The organism is Modestobacter sp. VKM Ac-2978 (genome assembly GCF_026968025.1).
In the GTDB taxonomy this organism is placed as follows: domain Bacteria; phylum Actinomycetota; class Actinomycetes; order Mycobacteriales; family Geodermatophilaceae; genus Modestobacter.
On record NZ_JAPVBP010000003.1, the window covers coordinates 96,167 to 117,413 of the forward strand.

24 protein-coding genes are annotated in these 21,247 nt (G+C 74.5%); 15 read left to right on the forward strand and 9 right to left on the reverse strand.

What is annotated here, in order from left to right; translation table 11 throughout:
- Positions 1-25 precede the first annotated feature (25 nt).
- Positions 26-739 (forward strand): Atu4866 domain-containing protein, encoded by a 714-nt coding sequence (locus tag O2W53_RS07975; RefSeq protein ID WP_269162507.1) that lies wholly within the window; start codon positions 26-28, stop codon positions 737-739.
- An 11-nt stretch (positions 740-750) separates the two neighbouring features.
- Here the strand turns inward: O2W53_RS07975 and O2W53_RS07980 are convergent, their stop codons facing one another.
- Both O2W53_RS07980 and O2W53_RS07985 read right to left on the reverse strand, forming a co-directional pair.
- On the reverse strand, positions 751-1,530 hold the full coding sequence (locus tag O2W53_RS07980) for a DUF389 domain-containing protein (protein ID WP_269162509.1): 780 nt from the start codon (positions 1,528-1,530) through the stop codon (positions 751-753).
- Positions 1,531-1,592: 62 nt separating this feature from the next.
- Positions 1,593-2,063, reverse strand: a complete 471-nt coding sequence (locus tag O2W53_RS07985) for an SRPBCC family protein (protein ID WP_269162511.1) — start codon at positions 2,061-2,063, stop codon at positions 1,593-1,595.
- Between the two features lie 211 nt (positions 2,064-2,274).
- Between O2W53_RS07985 and O2W53_RS07990 the strand changes: the two genes are divergently transcribed.
- Positions 2,275-2,826 carry a hypothetical protein gene (locus tag O2W53_RS07990; protein WP_269162512.1) on the forward strand — a complete coding sequence of 184 codons (552 nt, stop codon included), beginning with the start codon at positions 2,275-2,277 and terminating at the stop codon, positions 2,824-2,826.
- A gap of 54 nt (positions 2,827-2,880) precedes the next feature.
- Here the strand turns inward: O2W53_RS07990 and mftR are convergent, their stop codons facing one another.
- A complete protein-coding gene (mftR, locus tag O2W53_RS07995) occupies positions 2,881-3,483 on the reverse strand; it encodes a mycofactocin system transcriptional regulator (RefSeq protein WP_036335607.1) in 603 nt (200 codons plus the stop codon).
- 135 nt (positions 3,484-3,618) lie between these two features.
- On the opposite strand from mftR, the gene mftA reads away from it, so the two are divergent.
- The 3 genes from mftA to mftC are packed head-to-tail and all read left to right on the forward strand — an operon-like array spanning position 3,619 to position 5,286.
- Complete coding sequence (gene mftA, locus O2W53_RS08000; protein WP_064972396.1) at positions 3,619-3,738, forward strand: mycofactocin precursor MftA; 120 nt, start codon at positions 3,619-3,621, stop codon at positions 3,736-3,738.
- A 10-nt stretch (positions 3,739-3,748) separates the two neighbouring features.
- Entirely contained in the window at positions 3,749-4,060 is a 312-nt protein-coding gene (mftB, locus tag O2W53_RS08005) for a mycofactocin biosynthesis chaperone MftB (protein WP_269162515.1), read from the forward strand.
- The gene (gene mftC / locus O2W53_RS08010) at positions 4,057-5,286 is read left to right on the forward strand and encodes a mycofactocin radical SAM maturase (RefSeq protein ID WP_269162516.1); all 1,230 of its coding nucleotides are present in this window, start codon (positions 4,057-4,059) and stop codon (positions 5,284-5,286) included. Before mftB ends, mftC begins: the two co-directional genes overlap by 4 nt.
- Positions 5,287-5,517: 231 nt before the next feature.
- Here the strand turns inward: mftC and O2W53_RS08015 are convergent, their stop codons facing one another.
- Positions 5,518-6,009: a pyridoxamine 5'-phosphate oxidase family protein gene (locus O2W53_RS08015; RefSeq protein WP_269162517.1), complete on the reverse strand. Its 492-nt coding sequence runs from the start codon at positions 6,007-6,009 to the stop codon at positions 5,518-5,520.
- Positions 6,010-6,071: 62 nt separating this feature from the next.
- Here O2W53_RS08015 and mftE point away from each other — a divergent pair, with 62 nt between their 5' ends.
- Positions 6,072-6,776: a mycofactocin biosynthesis peptidyl-dipeptidase MftE gene (gene mftE, locus O2W53_RS08020; RefSeq protein ID WP_269162519.1), complete on the forward strand. Its 705-nt coding sequence runs from the start codon at positions 6,072-6,074 to the stop codon at positions 6,774-6,776.
- 47 nt (positions 6,777-6,823) lie between these two features.
- Here the strand turns inward: mftE and O2W53_RS08025 are convergent, their stop codons facing one another.
- Positions 6,824-7,837, reverse strand: coding sequence for an iron-siderophore ABC transporter substrate-binding protein (locus tag O2W53_RS08025; protein WP_269162520.1), 1,014 nt, complete (start codon positions 7,835-7,837; stop codon positions 6,824-6,826).
- Between the two features lie 188 nt (positions 7,838-8,025).
- On the opposite strand from O2W53_RS08025, the gene O2W53_RS08030 reads away from it, so the two are divergent.
- Positions 8,026-8,277 carry a type B 50S ribosomal protein L31 gene (locus O2W53_RS08030; protein WP_269162522.1) on the forward strand — a complete coding sequence of 84 codons (252 nt, stop codon included), beginning with the start codon at positions 8,026-8,028 and terminating at the stop codon, positions 8,275-8,277.
- 58 nt (positions 8,278-8,335) lie between these two features.
- Here O2W53_RS08030 and O2W53_RS08035 read toward each other — a convergent pair whose 3' ends face one another.
- Positions 8,336-9,307 (reverse strand): hypothetical protein, encoded by a 972-nt coding sequence (locus tag O2W53_RS08035; protein WP_269162524.1) that lies wholly within the window; start codon positions 9,305-9,307, stop codon positions 8,336-8,338.
- A complete protein-coding gene (locus O2W53_RS08040) occupies positions 9,304-9,630 on the reverse strand; it encodes a PadR family transcriptional regulator (RefSeq protein WP_269162525.1) in 327 nt (108 codons plus the stop codon). The genes O2W53_RS08035 and O2W53_RS08040 overlap by 4 nt, the downstream gene beginning before the upstream one ends.
- A 138-nt stretch (positions 9,631-9,768) precedes the next feature.
- Between O2W53_RS08040 and O2W53_RS08045 the strand changes: the two genes are divergently transcribed.
- From O2W53_RS08045 to O2W53_RS08060, 4 genes are all read left to right on the forward strand, one after another.
- The gene (locus O2W53_RS08045) at positions 9,769-11,247 is read left to right on the forward strand and encodes a purine-cytosine permease family protein (RefSeq protein ID WP_269162526.1); all 1,479 of its coding nucleotides are present in this window, start codon (positions 9,769-9,771) and stop codon (positions 11,245-11,247) included.
- Entirely contained in the window at positions 11,244-11,780 is a 537-nt protein-coding gene (locus O2W53_RS08050; protein WP_269162528.1) for a cysteine hydrolase family protein, read from the forward strand. The genes O2W53_RS08045 and O2W53_RS08050 overlap by 4 nt, the downstream gene beginning before the upstream one ends.
- Positions 11,777-13,204, forward strand: coding sequence for a mycofactocin biosynthesis glycosyltransferase MftF (gene mftF, locus O2W53_RS08055; protein WP_269162530.1), 1,428 nt, complete (start codon positions 11,777-11,779; stop codon positions 13,202-13,204). The genes O2W53_RS08050 and mftF overlap by 4 nt, the downstream gene beginning before the upstream one ends.
- Before the next feature lie 132 nt (positions 13,205-13,336).
- Positions 13,337-14,659 carry a multidrug effflux MFS transporter gene (locus O2W53_RS08060; protein WP_269162532.1) on the forward strand — a complete coding sequence of 441 codons (1,323 nt, stop codon included), beginning with the start codon at positions 13,337-13,339 and terminating at the stop codon, positions 14,657-14,659.
- Between the two features lie 13 nt (positions 14,660-14,672).
- On the opposite strand, the gene O2W53_RS08065 is transcribed toward O2W53_RS08060, so the two are convergent.
- Positions 14,673-15,458: a hypothetical protein gene (locus tag O2W53_RS08065; RefSeq protein ID WP_269162533.1), complete on the reverse strand. Its 786-nt coding sequence runs from the start codon at positions 15,456-15,458 to the stop codon at positions 14,673-14,675.
- Positions 15,459-15,581: 123 nt separating this feature from the next.
- On the opposite strand from O2W53_RS08065, the gene O2W53_RS08070 reads away from it, so the two are divergent.
- Entirely contained in the window at positions 15,582-16,799 is a 1,218-nt protein-coding gene (locus O2W53_RS08070) for an MFS transporter (RefSeq protein WP_269162534.1), read from the forward strand.
- A 22-nt stretch (positions 16,800-16,821) separates the two neighbouring features.
- Here the strand turns inward: O2W53_RS08070 and O2W53_RS08075 are convergent, their stop codons facing one another.
- The gene (locus O2W53_RS08075) at positions 16,822-17,133 is read right to left on the reverse strand and encodes a hypothetical protein (RefSeq protein ID WP_269162536.1); all 312 of its coding nucleotides are present in this window, start codon (positions 17,131-17,133) and stop codon (positions 16,822-16,824) included.
- Positions 17,134-17,299: 166 nt separating this feature from the next.
- Between O2W53_RS08075 and O2W53_RS08080 the strand changes: the two genes are divergently transcribed.
- From O2W53_RS08080 to O2W53_RS08090, 3 genes are read left to right on the forward strand one after another with little or no spacing between them, the layout of a single operon-like run.
- Positions 17,300-17,854 carry a (2Fe-2S)-binding protein gene (locus O2W53_RS08080; RefSeq protein WP_269162537.1) on the forward strand — a complete coding sequence of 185 codons (555 nt, stop codon included), beginning with the start codon at positions 17,300-17,302 and terminating at the stop codon, positions 17,852-17,854.
- Positions 17,851-20,346 (forward strand): xanthine dehydrogenase family protein molybdopterin-binding subunit, encoded by a 2,496-nt coding sequence (locus tag O2W53_RS08085; RefSeq protein WP_269162538.1) that lies wholly within the window; start codon positions 17,851-17,853, stop codon positions 20,344-20,346. The genes O2W53_RS08080 and O2W53_RS08085 overlap by 4 nt, the downstream gene beginning before the upstream one ends.
- Entirely contained in the window at positions 20,343-21,200 is an 858-nt protein-coding gene (locus O2W53_RS08090) for an FAD binding domain-containing protein (RefSeq protein ID WP_269162540.1), read from the forward strand. The genes O2W53_RS08085 and O2W53_RS08090 overlap by 4 nt, the downstream gene beginning before the upstream one ends.
- The last annotated feature ends 47 nt before the right edge of the window (positions 21,201-21,247 follow it).

Consider the following 21,247-nt stretch of genomic DNA (forward strand, 5'->3'; position numbering starts at 1 on the left):
CCGGTCCGGCCCGCAGGGTCGGGGCATGACCACGACACACCAGCTGAGCGACGACGTCCTCCCGGCGCTCCTCGCCAACCAGGCAGGCGGACACCGCCCGCTGCTGTTCGCGCACGCGACGGTGCGCACGATGGACCCCCTGCTCGGCGACCTGACGGACGCCGACCTGCTGCTCCGCTGCACCGAGATCGTGCGGGTGGGGCCGGGCCTGCACACCGCCGCTGAGGACGACGACGCCCTGGTCGTCGACTGCACCGGGTTCACGATCGCCCCGGCGGTCATCGAGACCGGGGCGGTGGCGGGGCGGCGCGACCGGGGCGGCAGCCTGACGCCGGGCGACCCGGCCACCTTCGGCGTGGTCCCGTCCGCGGGCACCGGGCCGATCGAGCAGCTGGTCTGGTACACCGCCGGCGCTGCGGCGATCGTGGCCGACGGCGTCGTCCAGCGGTGGAACGGGCGCCGGCTCGCCGCCCCGATCGACGAGACGGGCCCGGGACGCGCCCCGGCCGACAGCCCGCATCTGGGGACGTGGGTCGACGAGACCGGTTCCATCCACCAGGAGCTCACCGCCGACGGCCGGTACGACGAGACCCGGGGAGGCCGCCCGCACGCCTACCAGGGTGCGTTCTGGCTCGACGGCGACCGCATCGTCTACCGCGACGACCTCGGCTTCTGGGCCTACGGCCGGTTCCGGGACGGCGTGCTCCACCACGGCGGCTACGTCTTCCGCCGCCGCTGACCACCCACGGGTCAACGGGGGGCAGCCCCGGCGTTCGACGTGACCCCGGTGTTCGGGGGCGTCTCGGAGACCGTGTCGGTCGACTGGGCCCAGGCCAGCAGGAGGCCCACGACCACGACGACGACCACCGGGACCAGCGCCAGCGGGCGCAGCCCCGGTCGTCCCGCGGAGGCGAGCAGGGCGACGATCCCCATCCCGACGATCAGGCCGACGTTCATGCCCAGCAGCAGCAGCCCGCCGAGGGCTGGTGCCAGCTCGCCGACGTGTACCGCGATCGCCGACGCACCGACGGCGGGGACCAGGGCCAACGCCGCGACGGTGCCGATGAGGGTGTCGGTCTTCTCGCTGGCCTGGGCGACGGTCCCGGCCAGGCCGGCGGCCAGCGCTGCGGCCATGGACCACCAGCCGGGGTGGACACGTTCCTGCAGGAGGGGCTGTTCCATCAGCACGGCGTCCGGGGCGACGACCCCCAGGGCGGACATCACCGCGGTGGTGGCCCACGCGGCGGCGAAGGCCAGCGCGAGGCCGATCAGCGCGATGCGCAGCCCGCGCCCGGCCTCGCCGCGACGATTCACCACCAGCGCGAACGGGACCAGGGCCAACGGGGGCATCAGCGGCGCCACGATCATCGACCCGATCAGGATCGGGACCGAGTCCGACAGCAGTGCCACCGAGGCGAGCACCCCGGAGGTGGCCATGAACAGCAGGAAGCTGCCGGAGAGCTGGACCTGGGACGCGATCTTGTCGACCGTGTCCTCGTCCATCAGCCGCGGGAGCGGGGGTGCAGGCACGTGGTCATCCTGGGCCGGAGGACGCCACCCGGCAGGTCCAGGGTTCCCCGGTCGCCTCGAGGTCAGCGCGGCTCGGCCTCCGCGATGGCCTTGAGGGCGGCGAGGGTGGCCGGGATGCTCGCGTGGGCGGCGCGGGTGCGGTCGTCGATCTGTGCCTGGGCGTCGGCGCCGTACCGCTCGGCGAAGAACTCCTGGCCGGCCGGGAGGAACTCCCAGGACTCGGTCAGCCGGGTGCCGCCCTCGACCGGCTCCATCGTGAAGCCCCACCGCACCAGCTTCCCGCCGACCAGGAACGCGAACTCCCGGCCGGGCTCGGCGGCCACCACCTGGCTGCGGGTCTCCCACGTGCGTCCAGGCACCTGGTTGCGGCCGGTGAACCAGGCGCCGACCTCGGCCGAGGCGCCCTCGTCCCACCAGCAGGCGGTGCAGATCGGGCTCCACTCACCGGTCCGGGTCACGTCGGACACCAGCGCGTAGAGCGCCTCGGGTGAGGACCGGACGACGACGGAGCCGGCATGGGTGAGGCTGTCCATCCCGGCATCCTCGCAGCGGTCGGCCGGCGCGACGAACCGGGTCAGCGCACCGGTCACCCGGCTGTGCGGCGCCGAGTGGGCAGGCCGCAGACCCGTTGGCCGACGGACGGGTGCATCCGGCACCGGCGGGTACCGGGGGTCCATGCAGATCGAGGTCGTCGACCCTCCTCGGTCGCTGACCACGACACATCCCTGATCCGAGGAGCCAACGATGGCCCGCAACACCCTGTCCCGTTCCCTGCACGACGTCGGCCTCGCCGCCTGGTTCGGCGGCACGCTCGCCAACGCCGTCGCGCTGAACCCCGCCTCCGGCGAGGCGGGCAGCGCCCGCGCCACCCGCGCCGTCGCCAACGCCGGCTGGAACCGGTGGACGCCGGTCAACGCCGCCGCCATCGGCGCGCACCTGATCGGCAGCGTCGGCCAGCTGCAGGCGAACAAGCAGCGCGTCGCCCAGCAGCAGGGCGTGAAGGCCATGTCGGCGGCCAAGACGGCGCTGACGGCGGCCGCACTCGGCGTCACCGCCTACAGCCGGCTGCTCGGCAAGATCGTCGACCAGGGCGGCGCCACCCCGTCCAAGCGCGCCACCAGGCCCTCCAAGCGGGCCCGCGGCGAGGTCGCGGCCGCGCAGCTGCGGCTGGACCAGCTGCAGTGGGTCGTGCCGGCGATCACCGGGGCGCTCGTCGTCGTCAGCTCCTACGCGGGGGAGCAGCAGCGCCCGTCCGAGGTGCTGCGCGGCGTCACCGTGAAGCCCGCGACCGTCTGACCCGAGCCCGGGGCGTGGGCGCAGCTCGGCTGCCCCACGCCCCCGGCTGCCCGGTCAGCCGGGCAGGCGCAGCGACGGGAAGCCGGCGGCCAGCTCGTCGAAGGCCTGGTGCAGCGCGGTGCCCAGGGTGATCCGGCCGTCGGCCAGCCACAGCTCGAAGGCCGTCGTCGCGGCGGCGCGGGTGCTCGTCGCGACCAGCCGCGGCACCAGCGCGTCCGGCGCCACCCCGGTCCGCCGCGCCACGTGCGCGGCGACGACCCGGTCGACGTCGGCGTAGCGCACCTGGGAGTGCGCCAGCAACGCCGGCTCGGTCAGGATCAGCCGCATCCGCTGGCGCAGCATCGGCAGGTCGGCCGGTGCGTAGTCGTTCACCTCGACGTAGGCGGCATAGACCGAGGCGAGCACCGGCTGGTCGGCCGCAGCGGCGGCGAGCATCCCCTCCAGCCGGACGACGTGGCCGTCGAACTGGCCCCAGACCGCGTCGGCCTTGGTGCCGCAGTGGCGGAAGAAGGTGCGCCGGCTGATCCCGGCGGCGTCGGCCACCTCGTCGATGGTCACCGCCTCGAACCCCTGCGCGGTGAACAGGTCGAGGGCGGCCTGCTCGATCCGGGCGCGGGTCTCCTCGCGGGCGTCGGCCGCGACCATCGTCTCGGTCACGGTCCCCATCCTGCTCCTCGGCAGCGCGGTGATCGCCCGGCGCCGCGCTCAGCGGTCGCAGCGCTTGCCGGTGGCACTGGGTGTCACCTACGGTCTGCCGGGTCAGGTCCGTGACCCAGCTCACCCGGAGGCACCGTGCCCGAGACGACGCAGGACGAGCTCACCGTCGAGACCCCCGCGGCCCCCGAGGAGGCCCTGGTCGAGGAGTCCCTCGTGGAGGAGGTCTCCATCGACGGCATGTGCGGCGTCTACTGATCCGCGCCCGATGACCTCGCCTGCTCCGGCCCCAGCGGGGGCCGACCCAGCGGTGTTCGACCCGGAGCTGCCCTGGCAGCGTGCCCGGTCGGTGGCGCTGCGGCCGGAGCCCTTCGGGGCGCTGGTCTACCACTTCGGCACCCGGAAGCTCTCCTTCCTCAAGTCGAAGACGCTGGTCCGGGTCGTGGAGACCCTCGCCGACCACCCCACCGCCACGGCCGCCCTCCTCGCGTGCGAGGTGCCGGAGTCTCAGCGCCCGACCTACGTCAAGGCGCTGGCCGACCTGGCCCGGTCCCAGATGATCGAGAGGCGTTCAGCATGACCGCCGTCCTGCCCTCCCGCCCCGCCGAGCGCCCGACCGGTGGGCGGTTGATCGACCAGTTCGAGTACGGCCTGGACGCCCCGATCTGCCTGACCTGGGAGCTCACCTACGCCTGCAACCTGGCGTGCGTGCACTGCCTGTCCTCCTCCGGGCGCCGGGACCCCCGGGAGCTGTCCACCGCGGAGGCGGAGGCGGTGATCGACGAGCTGCAGCGGATGCAGGTCTTCTACGTCAACGTCGGTGGCGGCGAGCCCACCGTCCGCCCGGACTTCTGGCACCTGCTCGACTACGCGATCGGGCACGACGTCGGCGTCAAGTTCTCCACCAACGGCGTGAAGCTGGACAGGACCCGCGCCGCGCAGCTGGCCCGCACCGACTACGTCGACGTGCAGATCTCCCTGGACGGCGCCACCGCCGAGGTCAACGACCGGGTCCGCGGCACCGGCTCGTTCGCCACCGCCACGAAGGCGTTGGAGAACCTGGCCGAGGCCGGGATGAAGGACTTCAAGGTCTCCGTCGTCGTCACCCGGGAGAACGCCGGGCAGCTGGACGAGTTCAAGGCGCTCACCGACTCCTACGGCGCCCAGCTGCGGATCACCCGGCTGCGGCCCTCCGGCCGCGGGGCCGACGTCTGGGAGCAGCTGCACCCCACGATGGCCCAGCAGAAGGACCTGTACGCCTGGTTGCTGGCCAACGGCGACAACGTGCTCACCGGCGACTCGTTCTTCCACCTCTCCGCGTTCGGTGAGGCACTGCCGGGGTTGAACCTGTGCGGCGCCGGCCGGGTGGTCTGCCTGATCGACCCGGTCGGTGACGTCTACGCCTGCCCGTTCGCCATCCACGAGGACTTCCTGGCCGGCAACGTGCGGTCCCCCGGCGGCTTCCAGCAGGTGTGGCAGCAGTCGGAGCTGTTCGCCGACCTGCGCAGCCCGCAGACCGGCGGCGCGTGCACCAAGTGCGCCCACTTCGACGCCTGCCGCGGGGGGTGCATGGCGGCGAAGTTCTTCACCGGCCTCCCGCTGGACGGCCCTGACCCCGAGTGCGTGCAGGGGTACGGCGAGACCGCGCTGGCCGCCCGCGACGCGGCGACGGTCACGCCGAAGAGCCACCTGGACCACTCGCACACCGGCCCGGTGCGCGGCCAGCCCACGCTGCTGGGAATGCCCAGCGTCCCGCCGGCCAAGATCTGCGACGAGTCGCCGCTGGCCGGGCTGCAGCTGGGCTGACGCCCCAGCCCGGCCGGATCGACGACCCGGCCGGGCTCAGCGCAGCGGGGCGACCAACCCGGGTGCGTCGGCCGAGCCGGGCAGCAGGTCGGCGACGGTGAGCAGGGCGAAGAACGCGATGAGCACGGCGACGGAGAGCATCAGGACCTCCAGGGGTGGGCGGAGCCCCACCGTCCTCCCACCCGCTGGACGTCGACGGTGGGTTCCCTGTGCGCCTGCTGGGAGTGCCGGTCAGAGCCGGACGGTCTCGTTCTCCCCGCCGGAGTACGGCTGCCCGGTGACCTTCGCCTTGGCGAAGCTGAAGGCGCTGGCGAGCCGCCCGCCGGGGGAGTCCCAGTACTCGGCGGAGGCTGCGTCCACCCGGATCAGCACCACGTCGGGGTCCTCGGGGCCGTTGGGGAACCAGGCCTCGACCACCGGGTTCCACAGCTGCTGCTTCTTCGCCAGGTCGTCGAAGACCACGGCGTGACCGGTCAGCGAGACCCAGCTGTCGCTGCCCGAGGTGGCCACGTTGACCTGCGGGTTCGCGGTCACCTGGGCGACCTTGCGGGAACTCCGGCTGGCGAAGAACCACAGGTCGCCGTCGAACTCGACCTGCTGCATGGACATCGGCCGGCTCATCAGCGTGCCGTCGGCGGTGATCGTGGTGAACACGGCGATCCGCTCGTCCTTCAGCAGTTCGGCCACCTTGCGCGTGTCATCAGCGCGGGTCTCGTCGGTCATGGTCCTGCCCTGCCCGCAACGGCCGCGGACGACACGCACGGTCTCTGGCAGGGTGCCCAGCCGTGGACGACGTCGTGCGGCTGACCGGGGCGACCTGGCCCGACCTGGAGGGCCGGCCGCTGCTCGTCGTCCCGCTGGGGTCGGTCGAGCAGCACGGCCGCCACCTGCCGCTGACCACCGACACCGCGGTCGCGCAGGCGGTGGCGGAGGCCGCCGTCGGCGAGCTGGACGGCGCGGTGCTCGCCCCGGCGCTGGCGTACGGCGCCAGCGGTGAGCACGAGGACTTCCCCGGCACGATCTCGATCGGGACCGCCGCGCTGACCACCCTGCTGGTGGAGTACGGGCGCTCGGCCGGACGGTGGGCCGGCCGGCTGCTGGTGGTGAACGGGCACGGCGGCAACATCGAGGCGTTGCGGGCGGCCGTGCCACAGCTGCGGGGCGAGGGCCGCGACGTCGTCTGGTTCCCGTGCGGGGTGCCCGGTGGCGACGCGCACGCCGGGCGCACCGAGACGTCACTGATGTTGCACGTGGAACCTGCTGGGGTCCGCCCAGAGCTCGCCGCGGCGGGGGAGACGGCGCCGATCGGGGAGCTGCTGCCCCGGCTGCGCGCGGAGGGCGTGCGGGCGGTGAGCCGGGACGGCGTGCTCGGTGACCCGGCCGGTGCCTCGGCGGCGGAGGGGGCGCACCTGCTGCAGACGCTGACCGGCCGGCTGGTCGCCGCCGTCCGGGCCTGGGACACCGACGCCGCCGGGCGGCTCCTGGGCTGAGCCAGGTGCTGCCCGGCGGCGCCGGTCCGATCAGGTGGTGCGGCAGGTCAGCCGAGCGCGTCGGCGAACTGCGGGACGGCGTTGTCCAGGGCGTACTGGATGCCCTGGGGCGTGCCGATCGAGAAGGCGTTGGTCAGCGTCTCGTCGTCGAGCACCACGGCGTTGCCGGCCTGCACGGACGGGATCGCCTGCCACAGCGGGTTGTCGGTGATCTCGCTGGCCTCGACGAAGATCGGGAAGGCGACGGTCAGGTCGGAGTCGAGCAACGGGAGCTGCTCCTCGCTCACCGGCACGTAGAAGCTGTCGGTGGCCAGCTCCTCGATGGCCGGCTCGTTCACGAAGCCGAGCTGCTCCATGAAGTCGACCCGCGCGTCGCCGCTGACGTAGGCGCCGAAGCCCTCGGCGGTGTAGGCGGCGACCGCCACCTCGGTGCCGTCGAACTCCGGGTGCGCCTCGGCCGCGGCGGCGAAGGCCTCGTCGACCTCGGCCTCGACCTCCTCGGCCTCCTCGGTCTTGCCCAGGGCCTGGCCGACCAGGTCGAGCTGCTCCTCGAAGGGGACGACGTAGGGGTCGGTGCCCACCGGCTGGCTGATGGTCGGCGCGATGGCGCTCAGCGCCTCGTACCGCTCCTCGGTGGCGGGGGACTTGGTGTCCAGGATCAGATCGGGGTCCAGCGCGGCGATCGCCTCGAGGCTGGGCTCCAGCGTCTCGATGATCTCCGGCGCCTCGTCGTAGAGCCCCTCGGCCCATGGGCCCACCCCCTCGCCGCCGAAGCCGAGCCAGTCGCTCGCGCCGACCGGCTGGACGCCGAGCGCCAGCGCCATCTCGGCGTCGCCCCAGCCGAGGGCGACGACCCGGGTCGGCTCCTCCTCGACCGTCACGTCGCCGAAGGCGGTCTCGACGTTGACCGGGAAGGCGTCCGACGAACCGGTCGCCGGGTCGGTGCCCTCGGCCGCGGTGTCCTCGCCGGAGTCGGAACCCCCGCAGCTGGTGAGGACGAGCGCGGCGGCCAGCAGCGCGGTGCCGCGGACGGCCCTGCGGCGGAGGGGGAGGCGGGACATTCGAGCTCCTTCGGTGGGTCAGGTGAGGCTGACCTAAGCACACGGAGGTCACGGTCCGGTCACCGCTGGCGGCTCCCCTGCGGCGCTGGGCCGGGAACAGCGGGCCCGTCGGGGTGGTTGACCCAGACAGTCGCGATCAGCCCGCCCCAACGGGGGTGGACGTCCCGCGCAGACCGAGAGGACCAGCCATGCAGCACGGCATCCACCCCGAGTACCGCACCGTCGTCTTCCAGGACACCGCGACCGGGGCCACGTTCCGCACCCGCTCCACCGTGCAGACCAGCCGGACGATCGAGCTGGACGGCGAGACGCTCCCGGTGGTCCCGGTCGAGATCAGCGCGTCGTCCCACCCGTTCTGGACCGGGAACCAGCGGGTCCTCGACACCGCCGGCCGGGTCGAGCGGTTCAACCAGCGGTACGGCGCGCGCACCCGCAGCTGACGCACCGTTCGTCAGACGCCCCCGTCGGCCCACCCGGGCCGGCGGGGGCGTCGTCGTGTCAGCGGTCGGCCGGCACCACCGGCAGGGCGCGGACGGCGCGCAGCCCGACGACGCCGGTGACGACCGCCATCGCGACGGCGGCGAGGGTGACCACCACCACGACGGTCGCGTAGCCGGGCGGGTTCTCGTACGGCCAGCGGACGAGCAGCGCCGGCAGGGTGGCAACAGCGAGCACCGCCACCGCCAGCTCGGCCGGGCCGCGCACCCGCCCGCGGCGCAGCACCAGCACGGCGCCGACGACGACCGTCAGCAGCGCCCACTGGACCATCGGGTCGAAGAGCGCCAGCGTCCACTCCGGGGGTGGCTCCGGGCGGAGGGCCGCCACCGATCCCGAGGCGACCAGCGGGATCGGGACCAGCCACAGCGGCCGGTGCAGCGGAGCGCCGGTGGGCATGAGCGCGGCGGCGACGAGCGGGACGGCGATGGTCAGCTGGACCAGCAGCTCCACCGGCCGGATCACCGCGACGAGCGCCGGCACCACGTGCCCGACCAGCACGACGACCGCCAGTGGCCGGGTCGCGGCCAGCCCGCGGACGGCGCAGACCGCCAGGGCGACGGTGAGCGCGCTGACCACGGTGCGGACGGCGTCCGCCGGCCCCCACAGCAGCCGGTCGCCGAGGTCCGGAGCGTCGATGAACGGGAGCCGGCCGTGCAGCCACGCCGTCGAGAAGAGCCCGAGCAGGGCCAGCGAGGCGAGCGCCACCGTGCCGGCGACGGCGACCAGCCGCACCGTCCGCCCGGTCGCCACGGCGCGCACCGAGGCGCCGGGCGCGCCCAGCCGGAGCCGCAGCGCCAGCCGGGCGACGTCGAGCCGGTCGGTCAGCGACGGGCTGCCGAACTCCGCGTACTCCGGGTCGTCGGCGGTCTCCACCTGCAGATAGGTCTCGGTCATGTCGTCGGCCCAGCGCGACCGGGCCGGTTCGGGCAGCCAGGTCAGCAGCCGCCGGTAGCGCTGCTCCAGCGGGCTCATGCCGGCCGCACCGCCAGTCGGGTCCGCACCGCGCGGGCGTTGGCCTCCTGCCGGGCGACCTCGGCCTCCAGGGCCAGCCGGCCGGCGTCGGTGAGCCGGTAGTAGCGGCGCAGCCGGCCGGCGTGCACCTCCTCCCGGTCCGGCGCCACCTGCCCTTCGGCGACCAGCCGGTCCAGCACCCCGTAGAGGGTGCCGACCCGCAGGGTTACCCGGCCGTCGGACAGGCCCTGGACCTCGGCGATCACCCCGTACCCGTGCCGGGGCCGGTCAGCCAGGGCCGCCAGCACGAAGAAGGTCGGCTCGGTGAGCGGCCGGACGTCCATGGCCGGACGGTAGCGGCTCCATGCATCGGCTGTCGATGCATCGGCGCCCGGAGTCCCGCCGGTGTCGGTGGCCGCGGTTAGGGTCCGGCACCGGGAGCGGGGCGCGAGCACCCGCCGGCGAGGACGGAGCACGCACCGATGGCGCACCAGGCAACGGGGGAGGCCGGGCCCCCGGCGGAGGCCGCCACCCCGCGGGTGGCGGTGGAGACCAACGGCATCAACGTGATCGCCGAGGCCGAGCGCAAGGGCACCCCGCGCCAGCTGTTCTGGCCGTGGTTCGGTGCCAACGTCAGCGTGCTCGGCCTGGCCTACGGCGCGTTCGTCCTCGGCTTCGGCATCTCCTTCTGGCAGGCCGTCGTCGCCGGTGTCGTCGGGATCGTGCTCAGCTTCGGGCTCTGCGGCCTCATCGCCATCGCCGGCAAGCGGGGCTCGGCGCCCACCCTCGTGCTCAGCCGCGCCGCCTTCGGGGTCACCGGGGGCCGGGTGCCCGCCGTGCTGTCCTGGATCCTCACGGTGGGCTGGGAGACGGTGCTCGCCTCGCTGGCCACCCTCGCCACCGCCACCGTGTTCACCCAGCTCGGCTGGGGCGGCGGGACGGCGACCCAGGTCGTCGCCCTGCTGGTGGTCGCCGCGCTGGTGGTCGTCGGCGGCGTGCTCGGCTTCGACCTGATCATGCGCATGCAGACGGTGATCACCGTGATCACCGGCGTGCTGACCGTCGGCTACCTGCTCCTGGTCGCCGACGAGATCGACTGGGCGGTGGTCAGCGACCTGCCCGCCGGGTCGACGCAGGCGTTCATCGGTGCGCTGGTCTTCGTCATGACCGGCTACGGGTTCGGCTGGGTCAACGCCGCGGCCGACTACTCCCGCTACCTGCCGCGCACCGCCTCCACCCGCGGGGTCGTGGGCTGGACGACGTTCGGCTCCGCGCTCGCCCCGGTCGTCCTGCTGGTCGTCGGGCTGCTGCTGGCCGGCTCGTCCACCGACCTGGCGGCGGCGATCAGCGCCGACCCGATCGGCGCGCTGGCCGCCCTGCTGCCCACCTGGTTCCTGGTGCCCTTCGCCCTGGTCGCCGTCCTGGGGCTGGTCGGCGGCGCCCTGCTGGACATCTACTCCTCCGGCCTGTCCCTGCTCGCCGCCGGCGTGCGGGTCCCCCGCCCGGTCGCCGCCTCGATCGACGGCCTGCTCATGGTGCTCGGCGCCATCTGGGTCGTCTTCCTCGCCGAGGGCGACTTCTTCGTCCAGTTCCAGGGCTTCCTGATCACCCTCGGGGTCCCGGTCGCGGCCTGGTGCGGGATCGTGCTGGCCGACCTGCTGCTGCGCCGCCGCGACTACGCCGAGGCCGACCTGTACGACCCGCGCGGCCGCTACGGCTCGGTCCCGCCGGTCCCGCTGACGCTCCTGGGGCTCGGCACGCTGCTCGGCTGGGGGCTGGTCACCAACACCTACGCCACCTGGCTGACCTGGCAGGGCTACCTGCTCGGCCCGGTGGGCCTGGGCGGCAAGGACGGCGACTGGGCCTTCGCCAACCTCGGCGTCCTGGTCGCCCTGGCCGTCGGCTTCGCCGGCACGCTGCTGCTGCGCCGGGGCGCGGTGCGCCGGCAGGAGGCGGCGTGACCGAGGGCGTGCTCGTGGTGGTCGACGCCCAGCACGTCTTCGCCGACCGGGACTCCCCGTGGGGCGCGCCCCGGTTCGCCGAGGTGCACCCGGCGATCCGCCGGCTGACCACGGCTTTCGCCGGCCGCGTGGTGCACACCCGGTTCGTCGCCCCGGCCGAACCGGCCGGGGCCTGGGTGCCCTACTACGCGCAGTTCCCCTTCGCCCTCCAGCCCCCGGACGCGCCGCTGTACGCGCTGGTCGACGACCCGGGCGACGCGCCGGTGCTCGACGCGACCACGTTCGGCAAGTGGGGCGCCGAGCTCGCCGTCCTGGTCGGGGCCGGGCCGCTGGTGCTGGCCGGCGTCTCCACCGACTGCTGCGTGCTCTCCACCGCCCTGCCCGCCGCGGACGCCGGGGTGCCGGTGCAGGTGGTCACCGACGCCTGCGCGGGCGCCAGCGACGCCGACCACGACCGCGCGCTGGCCGCGATGGCGCTCTACGCGCCGCTGATCACCCTCACCACCACCGACGCGGTGCTCGCCGGGCGATGAACCCGCCCCCCACCGACCGGCTGCGCGACGGCTTCACCGTGGTGCTCGGCCCGGGCGTCGAGCGCCGCGACGGCGGGACGGCGTTGCTCGGCGGCTCCCCGGCCCGGCTGCTCCGGCTCGCCCCCGCCGCGCAGGAGCTGCTGGTCGGTGACCGGCTGGAGGTCACCGACGCCCGCAGCGCCGCACTGGCGGCCCGGCTGCTGGACGCCGGTGTCGCCGTCCCCGAGGTGCCGGCGATGCCGCGGCCCGACGTCACGGTCGTCGTCCCGGTCAAGGACCGGACCGACGGGCTGGCCCGGCTGCTGGCCGCCCTGCGCGCCGATCCCGGCACGGCCGGCTGCCCGGTCGTGGTCGTGGACGACGGCTCGGCCGACCCGGCCGCGGTGGCCGCGGTGGCCGCCGGCACGCGGCTGCTCCGGCACGAGCACGCCCGCGGACCGGCCGCGGCCCGCAACGCCGGGCTGCGGGTCGCCGACACCGACGCGGTGGCGTTCGTCGACTCCGACTGCGTGCCCGAGGCCGGCTGGCTGGCCACGCTCGCCGGGCACCTGGCCGATCCGCGATTGGCCGTGGTCGCGCCCCGGATCACCGCCCTCGACCCGGCCCAGCCCGGCTGGGTGGCCCGGTACGAGGCGCTGGACAGCGCGCTGGACATGGGCCCGGCCGCCGCGCGGGTCGCCCCGGGGACGGGGGTCTCCTACGTGCCCAGCGCGGCGCTGCTGGCCCGGCGGACCGCGCTGGCGGACGGCTTCGACGAGGCGATGCCGGTCGCCGAGGACGTCGACCTGGTGTGGCGGCTCACCGGCGCCGGCTGGCGGGTGCGCTACGAGCCGGCCGCGCGGGTCGCCCACGACCACCGGGTCGAGCTCGGCGACTGGCTGCGGCGCCGGGCGTTCTACGGCACCGGCGCGGCGCTGCTCGCCCAGCGGCACGGCGCCGCGGTCGCCCCGCTGGTGATCTCGCCCTGGTCGCTGGCGGCCTGGGTGCTCCCGGCGTTCGCCGGCCGGTGGGGTCTGCTGGGCTCCCTCGGCGTGCTCGGCCGGGCCAGCGTGCTGCTTGCCCGGCGGGTGGCCGTGCCCGGCCGGCCGCTGCCGATCGGCTGGGCGGCCGGCCTGGTGCTGCGCGGGACGGCGTCGTCCGGGCGGGCGCTGGCCCGCACGGTGACCCGGCACCACTGGCCGCTGACCGTGGCCGCGGCGCTGGTCTCCCGCCGGGCGCGGCGGGCGGCCGGTGCGGTGGCGGTCGCCGACGCGGTGGCCGGCTGGTGGCCGCACCGCCGGGAGATCGACCTGCCCGCCTTCGCGGCCGGCCGCCGGCTGGAGGACCTGGCGTACGGGGCCGGGCTCTGGTGGGGCGCGCTGCGGGCCCGCAACGGCCGGGCGCTGCTGCCCGCCGCACCCGAGCCGGTCGCCCCACGAGGGTGACCTCGGGGTGACGTGCGGCTGAACACCCCGTCCAGCCGGAATGCAGTTGCATCACGCAGCCTTGTCGCCCAGGTACTGCGAACGTGGCCAGCGTCGGTCCCGCGGGAGCACAGCACCGACCAGGGGGACCCGATGACCGCCACCCAGCACTCCGCACGACGAGATCCAGCCGCGCCGGCCCAGGCCGACGCCCCCGCCCGGGTCGACGTCTCCGGGCTGCCCGACCCGCAGGTGGAGAAGCCGAAGACCGCGCGCCTCGCGCTGACCCTGGGCGCCTTCGTCGCCCTCGGGCCGCTCACCATCGACATGTACCTGCCGGCCCTGCCGACGATCGCCACCGAGCTGGAGACGACGTCCGCGGCGGTGCAGCTCACGCTCACCGGCACCCTGATCGGCCTCGCCCTGGGCCAGCTGGTGCTCGGCCCGCTGTCCGACCGCTTCGGCCGCCGCCGCCCGCTGCTGGCCGGCACGGCGGTGCACGTGGTCGCGTCGCTGCTGGTGCTGCTCGCCCCGAACATCGCCGTCCTGGGTGCCCTGCGGGTGCTGCAGGGCGTGGGCACCGCGGCCGGTGCGGTGATCGCGATCGCCGTCGTCCGCGACCTGTTCGTCGGCCGCGCGGCGGCCACCATGCTCTCCCGGCTCTTCCTGGTGCTCGGTGCCGCGCCGGTGCTGGCGCCCACGATCGGCGGGGAGGTGCTCCGCTTCACCTCGTGGCGCGGGGTCTTCCTGATCCTCGCGCTCTACGGCGTGGCGCTGCTGGCGATCGGCTTCTTCCTCATCCGGGAGACCCTGCCGCCGGAGCGCCGCAGCACCGAGGGGGTCGGCGGCACGCTGCGCGGCTACCGGTCGCTGTTCCACGACCGCGCCTACGTCGGCCTGGTGCTCGTCGCCGGCCTGACCATGGCCGGGCTGTTCGCCTACGTCTCCGGCTCCTCCTTCGTCTACCAGCGCCAGTTCGGCCTCGACGAGCAGCAGTTCGGGCTGCTGTTCGGCGCCGGCGCGTTCTGGCTGATCGCCGCCACCCAGCTCAACCCGGTGCTGCTCCGCTGGTTCTCCCCCGCGCAGGTGCTCGTCGCCGGAACGGTGGGCGGCGCGGCCGCCGGCGCGGTGCTGCTCGGGCTCGCCGCCACCAGCACCGGCGGCCTGTTCGCCGTGGCGATCCCGCTGTGGGCGGTGCTGTTCGCCTGCGGCCTGGCGCTGCCCAACGCCCCGGCTCTCGCCCTCTCCCGGCACGGCGACTCGGCCGGTACCGCGGCGGCGCTGCTCGGCGCGGTGCAGTTCGGCGTGGGCGCTGCGGTCTCCCCGCTGGTCGGCCTGCTGGGCAACGACGCGGTGGCGATGGGCGCGGTGATCGTCGGCTCGCTGGTTCTGGCGATCGTCGTCCTGGTCGTCGTCGTCCGCCCGTGGCAGCTCGAGGAGCCCGACCCCGAGACGGCTGCCGTCGCCGCTCACTGAGCGGCGGCGCGGGTCAGCCGATGACGACGGCGGCGGTCGTGCCCACCTGCACCGTCCGGGTCACCCCGGTGCTGGCGCTGGTCACCTGCTCCTCGAACCAGAAGACGTAGGGCTCGCCGGGGGTCAGCCCGTCGACCGTCACGGTCATCGGCTGGCAGCCCTCGACCTGGTCGACGGCCCGCACGACCGGTGGGGGCTGCTGCCCGCCGACGAGCCGCTGGCTGACCGCCTGGACGCGGTACCCGACCACCTCGGGCCGGTTGTCCGACATCCAGTCCAGCGTCGCCGACCCCGGCCCGGGGACGACGCCGGGGACGATCCGGCGCGGCGTGGTGCCCGCGCCACCGCAGCCGTCGGGCCGCAGCTTGTAGACAGGCGACCTGCCGACCGACGCGTTGGGCATGATCGAGATCCGACCCGGGCGCGGCGGCTGGGGGACGACCAGGCCGCCACCACCGGCGGCCACCTGGGCGCGCGAGCGGGTCTCGGCGCGGGCGGCGGCGACGTCGGCCAGGGTGTCCACGCCCTGTGCGAGCACGGGCACCTCCGCGGGCGCGGGAGCAGCGACCGGGGCCGGGGCGGCGACGGTCTCCTGCACCACCGGTGCGTTGGTGGCGGTCAGGTCGACCAGCACCGGCGTGAGCTGCGGGGCGAGCACGACCGCGCCCACGGTGACGGCCAGCAGCGGGACCAGCCAGCGGGTGTGGTCCCGGCGCCGGGCCGGGGTGCGCCGCCGGGCGGGGGCACGCCGCCGCGCCACGGGACTGCTGCCCGCGGTGCGTCGTCTCTGCTCGGCCATGACAGCCTCCTCCCGGTCCTCAGGTGAGCATCGGCACGGAGGGCCTCCGGCTCGCGCCGAACCACCCGAACGGGTCGCGACGGCGGTGGGAATGGTCGCGGCGGGCGACGTCTTGGGCCAGCTGTGAGCGCAGCCCCCGCCGTCTCGACGACGTCGGTCCCCACCGCACCGTCCACCCGCACCGCAGTCCTGGCGATCGTCGCCCTCGCGCTCGGCGGGTTCGCCATCGGCACCACCGAGTTCGTGACCATGGGACTGCTGCCCGACATCGCCCGCGGGGTGGACGCGACGATCCCCGAGGCCGGGCACGTCATCTCCGCCTACGCCCTCGGGGTGGTCGTCGGCGCCCCAGTGCTCGCCGCGCTGGGCGCCCGGCTGCCACGCCGGCGCCTGGCGATGGGGCTGATGGTGGCGTTCGTCGTAGGCAACACCCTCAGCGCGCTGGCCCCCGGCTACGGCTCCCTGGTGCTCTCCCGCTTCGTCGCCGGCCTCCCGCACGGCGCCTACTTCGGCGTCGCCTCGCTGATCGCCGCGTCTCTGGTGCCGGCCCACCTGCGCGGCCGCGCGGTCAGCTCGGTGATGCTCGGGCTGGCGGCCGCCAACGTCGCCGGGGTGCCCGCCGCGACCTGGCTGGGCCAGCAGCTGGGCTGGCGCTCGGCCTACTGGGCAGTCGTGGTCATCGGCGCGCTGACCTTGCTGGCCGTGCTCACCGTCGTCCCCTCGGTGCCCGGGCGCTCGGAGGCGACGATCCGCACCGAACTGGGTGCCCTGCGCCGGCCGCAGGTGGTCCTGACCCTGCTGGTCGCCACCGTCGGCTTCGGCGGGATGTTCGCCATGTACAGCTACATCGCGCCGATCGTCACCGAGGTGGCCGGCCGGTCGGCGGGCTTCGTGCCGGTCGTGCTGCTGGCCTTCGGGGTGGGTGGTGTCCTCGGGACGGTGCTGGGCGGGCGGCTCGCCGACCGGGCGCTGTTCCGCTCGCTGGTCGGGGCGACGGTCGCCACCGGCGTGCTCCTCGGCGTGATGGCGGTGGCCGCCGGCAACGCCCTGGCGCTGATCGTCACGGTGTTCGCCATCGCCGCGGCCGCCTCCACGATGGTCGTGCTGCTCCAGCTGCGGCTGATGGAGGTCGCCGGTGAGGCGCAGATGCTCGGCGCCGCGCTGAACCACTCGGCGCTCAACGCGGCCAACGCCCTGGGCGCCTGGCTCGGTGGTCTGGTCATCGCCGCCGGCCTGGGCTACCGGGCGCCGAGCGTGGTGGGCGCCGGGCTCGCCGTCCTCGGCCTGGGCTTCCTGGCCGCGTCGGCCGTGCTGCGTCGCCGGGAGCTCGGCGCGGGCTGAGCCCACCTGCCGGCGCTGCCGGTCAGGTCGTCGAGCTGGGCTGCGTCCGCCGCGGCTGGACCGGGGCGCGGCTGGCCCAGAGGTGCACCTGTGCACCGAGGGCGGTCGCCACCCCGAGCACGAGGAACCCGATCGCGACCTCCTGCCGGTCCGCGCGCTGCTCGGCGCAGGCCAGTACGACGTCGATGGTGTTGTCGGTGATGTACGGGGAGCCGGCGAACGCCGCGCCGCAGCCGTAGTCGCCCAGCGGCATCGGCGCACCCCCGAGGAGGAGGCCACCGGCGATGGCCACGCCACCGGCTGCCTGCAGGGCACGACTGCTCGCTCGGCTCACGGCGGCAGCGTAGGGCCGGGACCACCGGAGTGGGCCGTCTCGCGCGCGACGCTCCGCTCGCCGGAGCGGGGAACTCGGTCTGGCGCCTGAGTGTGTCCGTTGACACACTCACGCCGAGGCCGGGTGCTCTCGGCCACGAACGGCCCTGCAACGGAGCGGAGGACTCGTGACCCAGATCAACGTGCGGGTCGACGGGGCGTCCTACACGGACGACGTCGAGCCACGGACCCTGTTGGTCCACTACCTGAGGGAACAGCTCGGCAAGGTCGGCACCGTCGTCGGCTGCGACACCAGCAACTGCGGTGCCTGCACCGTGCACCTGGACGGTCAGGCCGTGAAGTCCTGCACCGTGTTCGCGGTGCAGGCCGACGGCTGCCAGGTCACCACGATCGAGGGCGTCGCCACCGGCGAGGGCGAGAGCGCAACGCTGCACCCGGTGCAGCGCGCCTTCCACGAGATGCACGGTCTGCAGTGCGGGTTCTGCACGCCCGGGATGATCATGGCCTCGATCGACCTGCTGAAGGAGAACCCCGACCCCAGCGACGAGGAGGTCCGGGAGGGCATCGAGGGCAACCTCTGCCGCTGCACCGGGTACCAGAACATCGTCCGGGCGGTGCGCCAGGCGGCGGCGGAGATGTCGGGGAAGGCCGCCGACGACCCGCAGGCCGAGCCGGCCGCCGTCGACACCGCGGCCGCCGAGCACGTGGCGGTGCAGGCATGACCGCCGTCGAGGACCCGGCCGCGGTCGACCTGCCGCCGGCCAAGGAGGTCGGGCAGGCGCGTCGCCGCAAGGAGGACGCCCGGCTGATCACCGGAAAGACGACCTGGACCGACAACATGGTGCTGCCCGGGATGCTGCACCTGGCGGTGCTGCGCAGCCCGGTGGCCCACGGCCGGATCACCCACCTGGACGTCAGCGCCGCCAAGGAGCGGCCGAACGTCGTCGCCGTCTACACCGGGGCCGACCTCGCCGAGGAGCAGGGCTCGCTGCCCTGCGCCTGGCCGGTCACCCCCGAGATGGTCAACCCGGGGCACCCCTCGATCGCGGTCGAGCAGGTCAACCACGTGGGCGAGGCGGTCGCGATCGTCGTGGCCCGCAGCCGCACCGCCGCCGCCGACGCCCTCGAGGCGATCGACGTCGACTACGAGCCGCTGCCGGTCGTGCTGGACATGGAGCAGGCCGTGCAGGAGGGCTCGCCCCTGGTGCACGACCACACCACGTCGAACACCAGCTACCACTTCGTCTTCGACGCCGGCGAGGCCGGCACCGGAGGGGACACCGACCAGGCGTTCGCCGACGCCGAGGTCGTGGTCAGCCGCCGGTTCGTCCAGCAGCGGCTGATCCCGGCGTTCATGGAGCCCCGCTCGGTCGTCGTCCAGCCCTCCGGCGACAACTACACGATGTGGTCGGCCACCCAGATCCCGCACATCCTGCGGGTGATGGCCGCGATGGTCACCGGCATCCCGGAGCACAAGCTGCGGGTGATCGCCCCCGACGTCGGCGGCGGGTTCGGCGGGAAGCTGCAGGTCAACCCGGAGGAGATCCTCTGCCTGCTCATCGCGCGGCGGCTGGGCAAGCCGGTCAAGTGGACCGAGACCCGCGGTGAGTCGCTGATGACCGCCCACCACGGCCGCGACCAGGTGCAGTTCATCGACGTCGCCGCCGACCGTGACGGCACGGTCAAGGGCCTGCGGGTGCGGCTGCTGGCCGACATGGGCGCCTACCTGCGGCTGATCACCCCCGGCGTCCCGGCGCTGGGCGCGTTCATGTTCCCGGGCATCTACAAGTTCCCGGCCTACCGGTTCGAGTGCGACGGCGTCTTCACCAACAAGGTGCCCACCGACGCCTACCGCGGCGCCGGCCGGCCCGAGGCGACCTTCGCGATCGAGCGGATCATGGACGAGCTCGCCGTGGAGCTGGGCATGGACCCGCTGGAGGTGCGCCGGAAGAACTGGATCAACGCCGAGGAGTTCCCGTTCACCACGGTCGCCGGGCTGGAGTACGACTCCGGCGACTACCACCAGGCCACCGAGCAGGCGCTGGAGCTGCTGGGCTACGACGAGCTGCGGGCGGAGCAGAAGCGTCGCCGCGACTCGAACGACCCGGTCCAGCTGGGCATCGGCTTCTCCACCTTCACCGAGATGTGCGGGCTGGCCCCCTCTCGGGTGCTCGGCTCGCTGGCCTTCGGCGCGGGTGGCTGGGAGCAGGCGTCGATCCGGATGCTGCCCACCGGCAAGGTCGAGGTGGTCACCGGCTCCACGCCGCACGGCCAGGGGCACGAGACGGCGTGGAGCCAGATCGTCGCCGACCAGCTCGGCGTGCCGTTCGAGGACGTCGAGGTGCTGCACGGTGACACCGCGATCTCCTCGCGCGGGCTGGACACCTACGGTTCCCGGTCGCTGGTCGTCGGGGGCACCGCGGTCGTGAAGGCCGCGGAGAAGGTGGTCGAGAAGGCCCGGGTGATCGCCGCCCACCTGCTGGAGGCCAACGCCGACGACCTCGAGTTCACCGGCGGGAAGTTCTCCGTGCGCGGGACGCCGGGCGCCGGGGTCGGCATCCAGGAGGTCGCCCTGGCGATCTTCGCCGCGCACGACTACCCGGAGGGGATCGAGCCCTCCATCGACGCCGAGGCCACCTTCGACCCGGAGAACTTCTCCTTCCCGCACGGCACGCACATCTGCGCGATGGAGATCGACACCGAGACCGGGTTCGCCAAGATCCGGAAGTACGCCTGCGTCGACGACGTCGGCACGATCGTCAACCCGCTCATCGTCGAGGGCCAGGTGCACGGTGGCCTGGCCCAGGGGATCGCCCAGGCGATGTACGAGGAGGCGATCTACGACGCCGAGGGCAACCTGACCACCGGCAGCTTCGTCGACTACCTGGTGCCGGCGGCCTCGGACCTGCCGCACTTCGACACCGGCAACACCGTGCACGCGGCGACCAGCAACCCGCTGGGCGCCAAGGGCGTGGGAGAGGCCGGCTGCATCGCCAGCACCCCGGCCGTGGTCAACGCCGCGCTCGACGCCGTCCGGCACCTGGGCGTCACCGACATCCGGATGCCGCTCACCCCGGAACGGGTGTGGCGGGCGATCCACCAGGGCGGCGACGGCGGAGACCGGGCCGCCGCCGGTTCCAACGCCCAGGGCGCCACCGCTGGCGAGACGGCTGCCGCGTCCACCGATCCGTCGTCCTCCGGAGGTCACCTGTGATTCCCGCACCGTTCGCGTACGCCCGCCCGACGACGGTCGAGGAGGCCCTGCAGGCGATCGCCGAGGGCGGTGAGGACGTCAAGGTCCTGGCCGGCGGGCAGTCGCTGATCCCGGTCATGCGGCTGCGGCTCGCCGCGCCCGAGGTGCTCGTCGACCTCACCCGGGTCGAGGAGCTGCGGGGGGTGCGGGAGGACGGCGACACGCTGGTCATCGGGGCGATGACCACGCACGCCGACGTCCTCGCCGACCCGCTGCTGGCCCAGTACGGCCAGCTCATCGTGCAGGCGACCGAGACCGTGGCCGACCGGCAGGTGCGCCGCCGCGGCACGTTCGGCGGCGCGCTGGCGCACGCCGACCCGGCCGGGGACCTCCCGGCGGTCGCGCTGGCCCTGGACGCGGAGTTCGTGCTCGTCGGGCCGGGCGGGCGGCGCACCGTGCCCGCCGCGGAGTTCTTCGTCGACTACCTCACCACCGCGCTGGAGGAGGGGGAGCTGCTGGTCGAGATCCGGGTGCCCAAGCTCGGCGAGGGCTGGGGGGTCCGGTACGAGAAGTTCAACCGGGTGGCCCAGGCCTGGTCGATCGTGGCGGTGGCCGCGGCCGTTCGGCGGGAGGGCGGCCGGATCGCGGAGGCCCGGATCGGGCTGACCAACATGGGACCGACCCCGCTGCGGGCGTCGGCCACCGAGGCGGCGCTGGTCGGGGTGGACGTCAGCATGGAGACGGTGACCGCGGCGGCGGCCCAGGCAGCTGAGGGCACCAGCCCCAGCAACGACCTGAACGCCCAGGCCGACTACCGGCAGCACCTCGCCCAGGTGCTCACCCGGCGGGCGCTGGCCGCCGCGGTGGGCCTGTAGGGGCGTAGCGCCGGACCGGTCCGTCACATCCGTGGCGTGACCGGTCC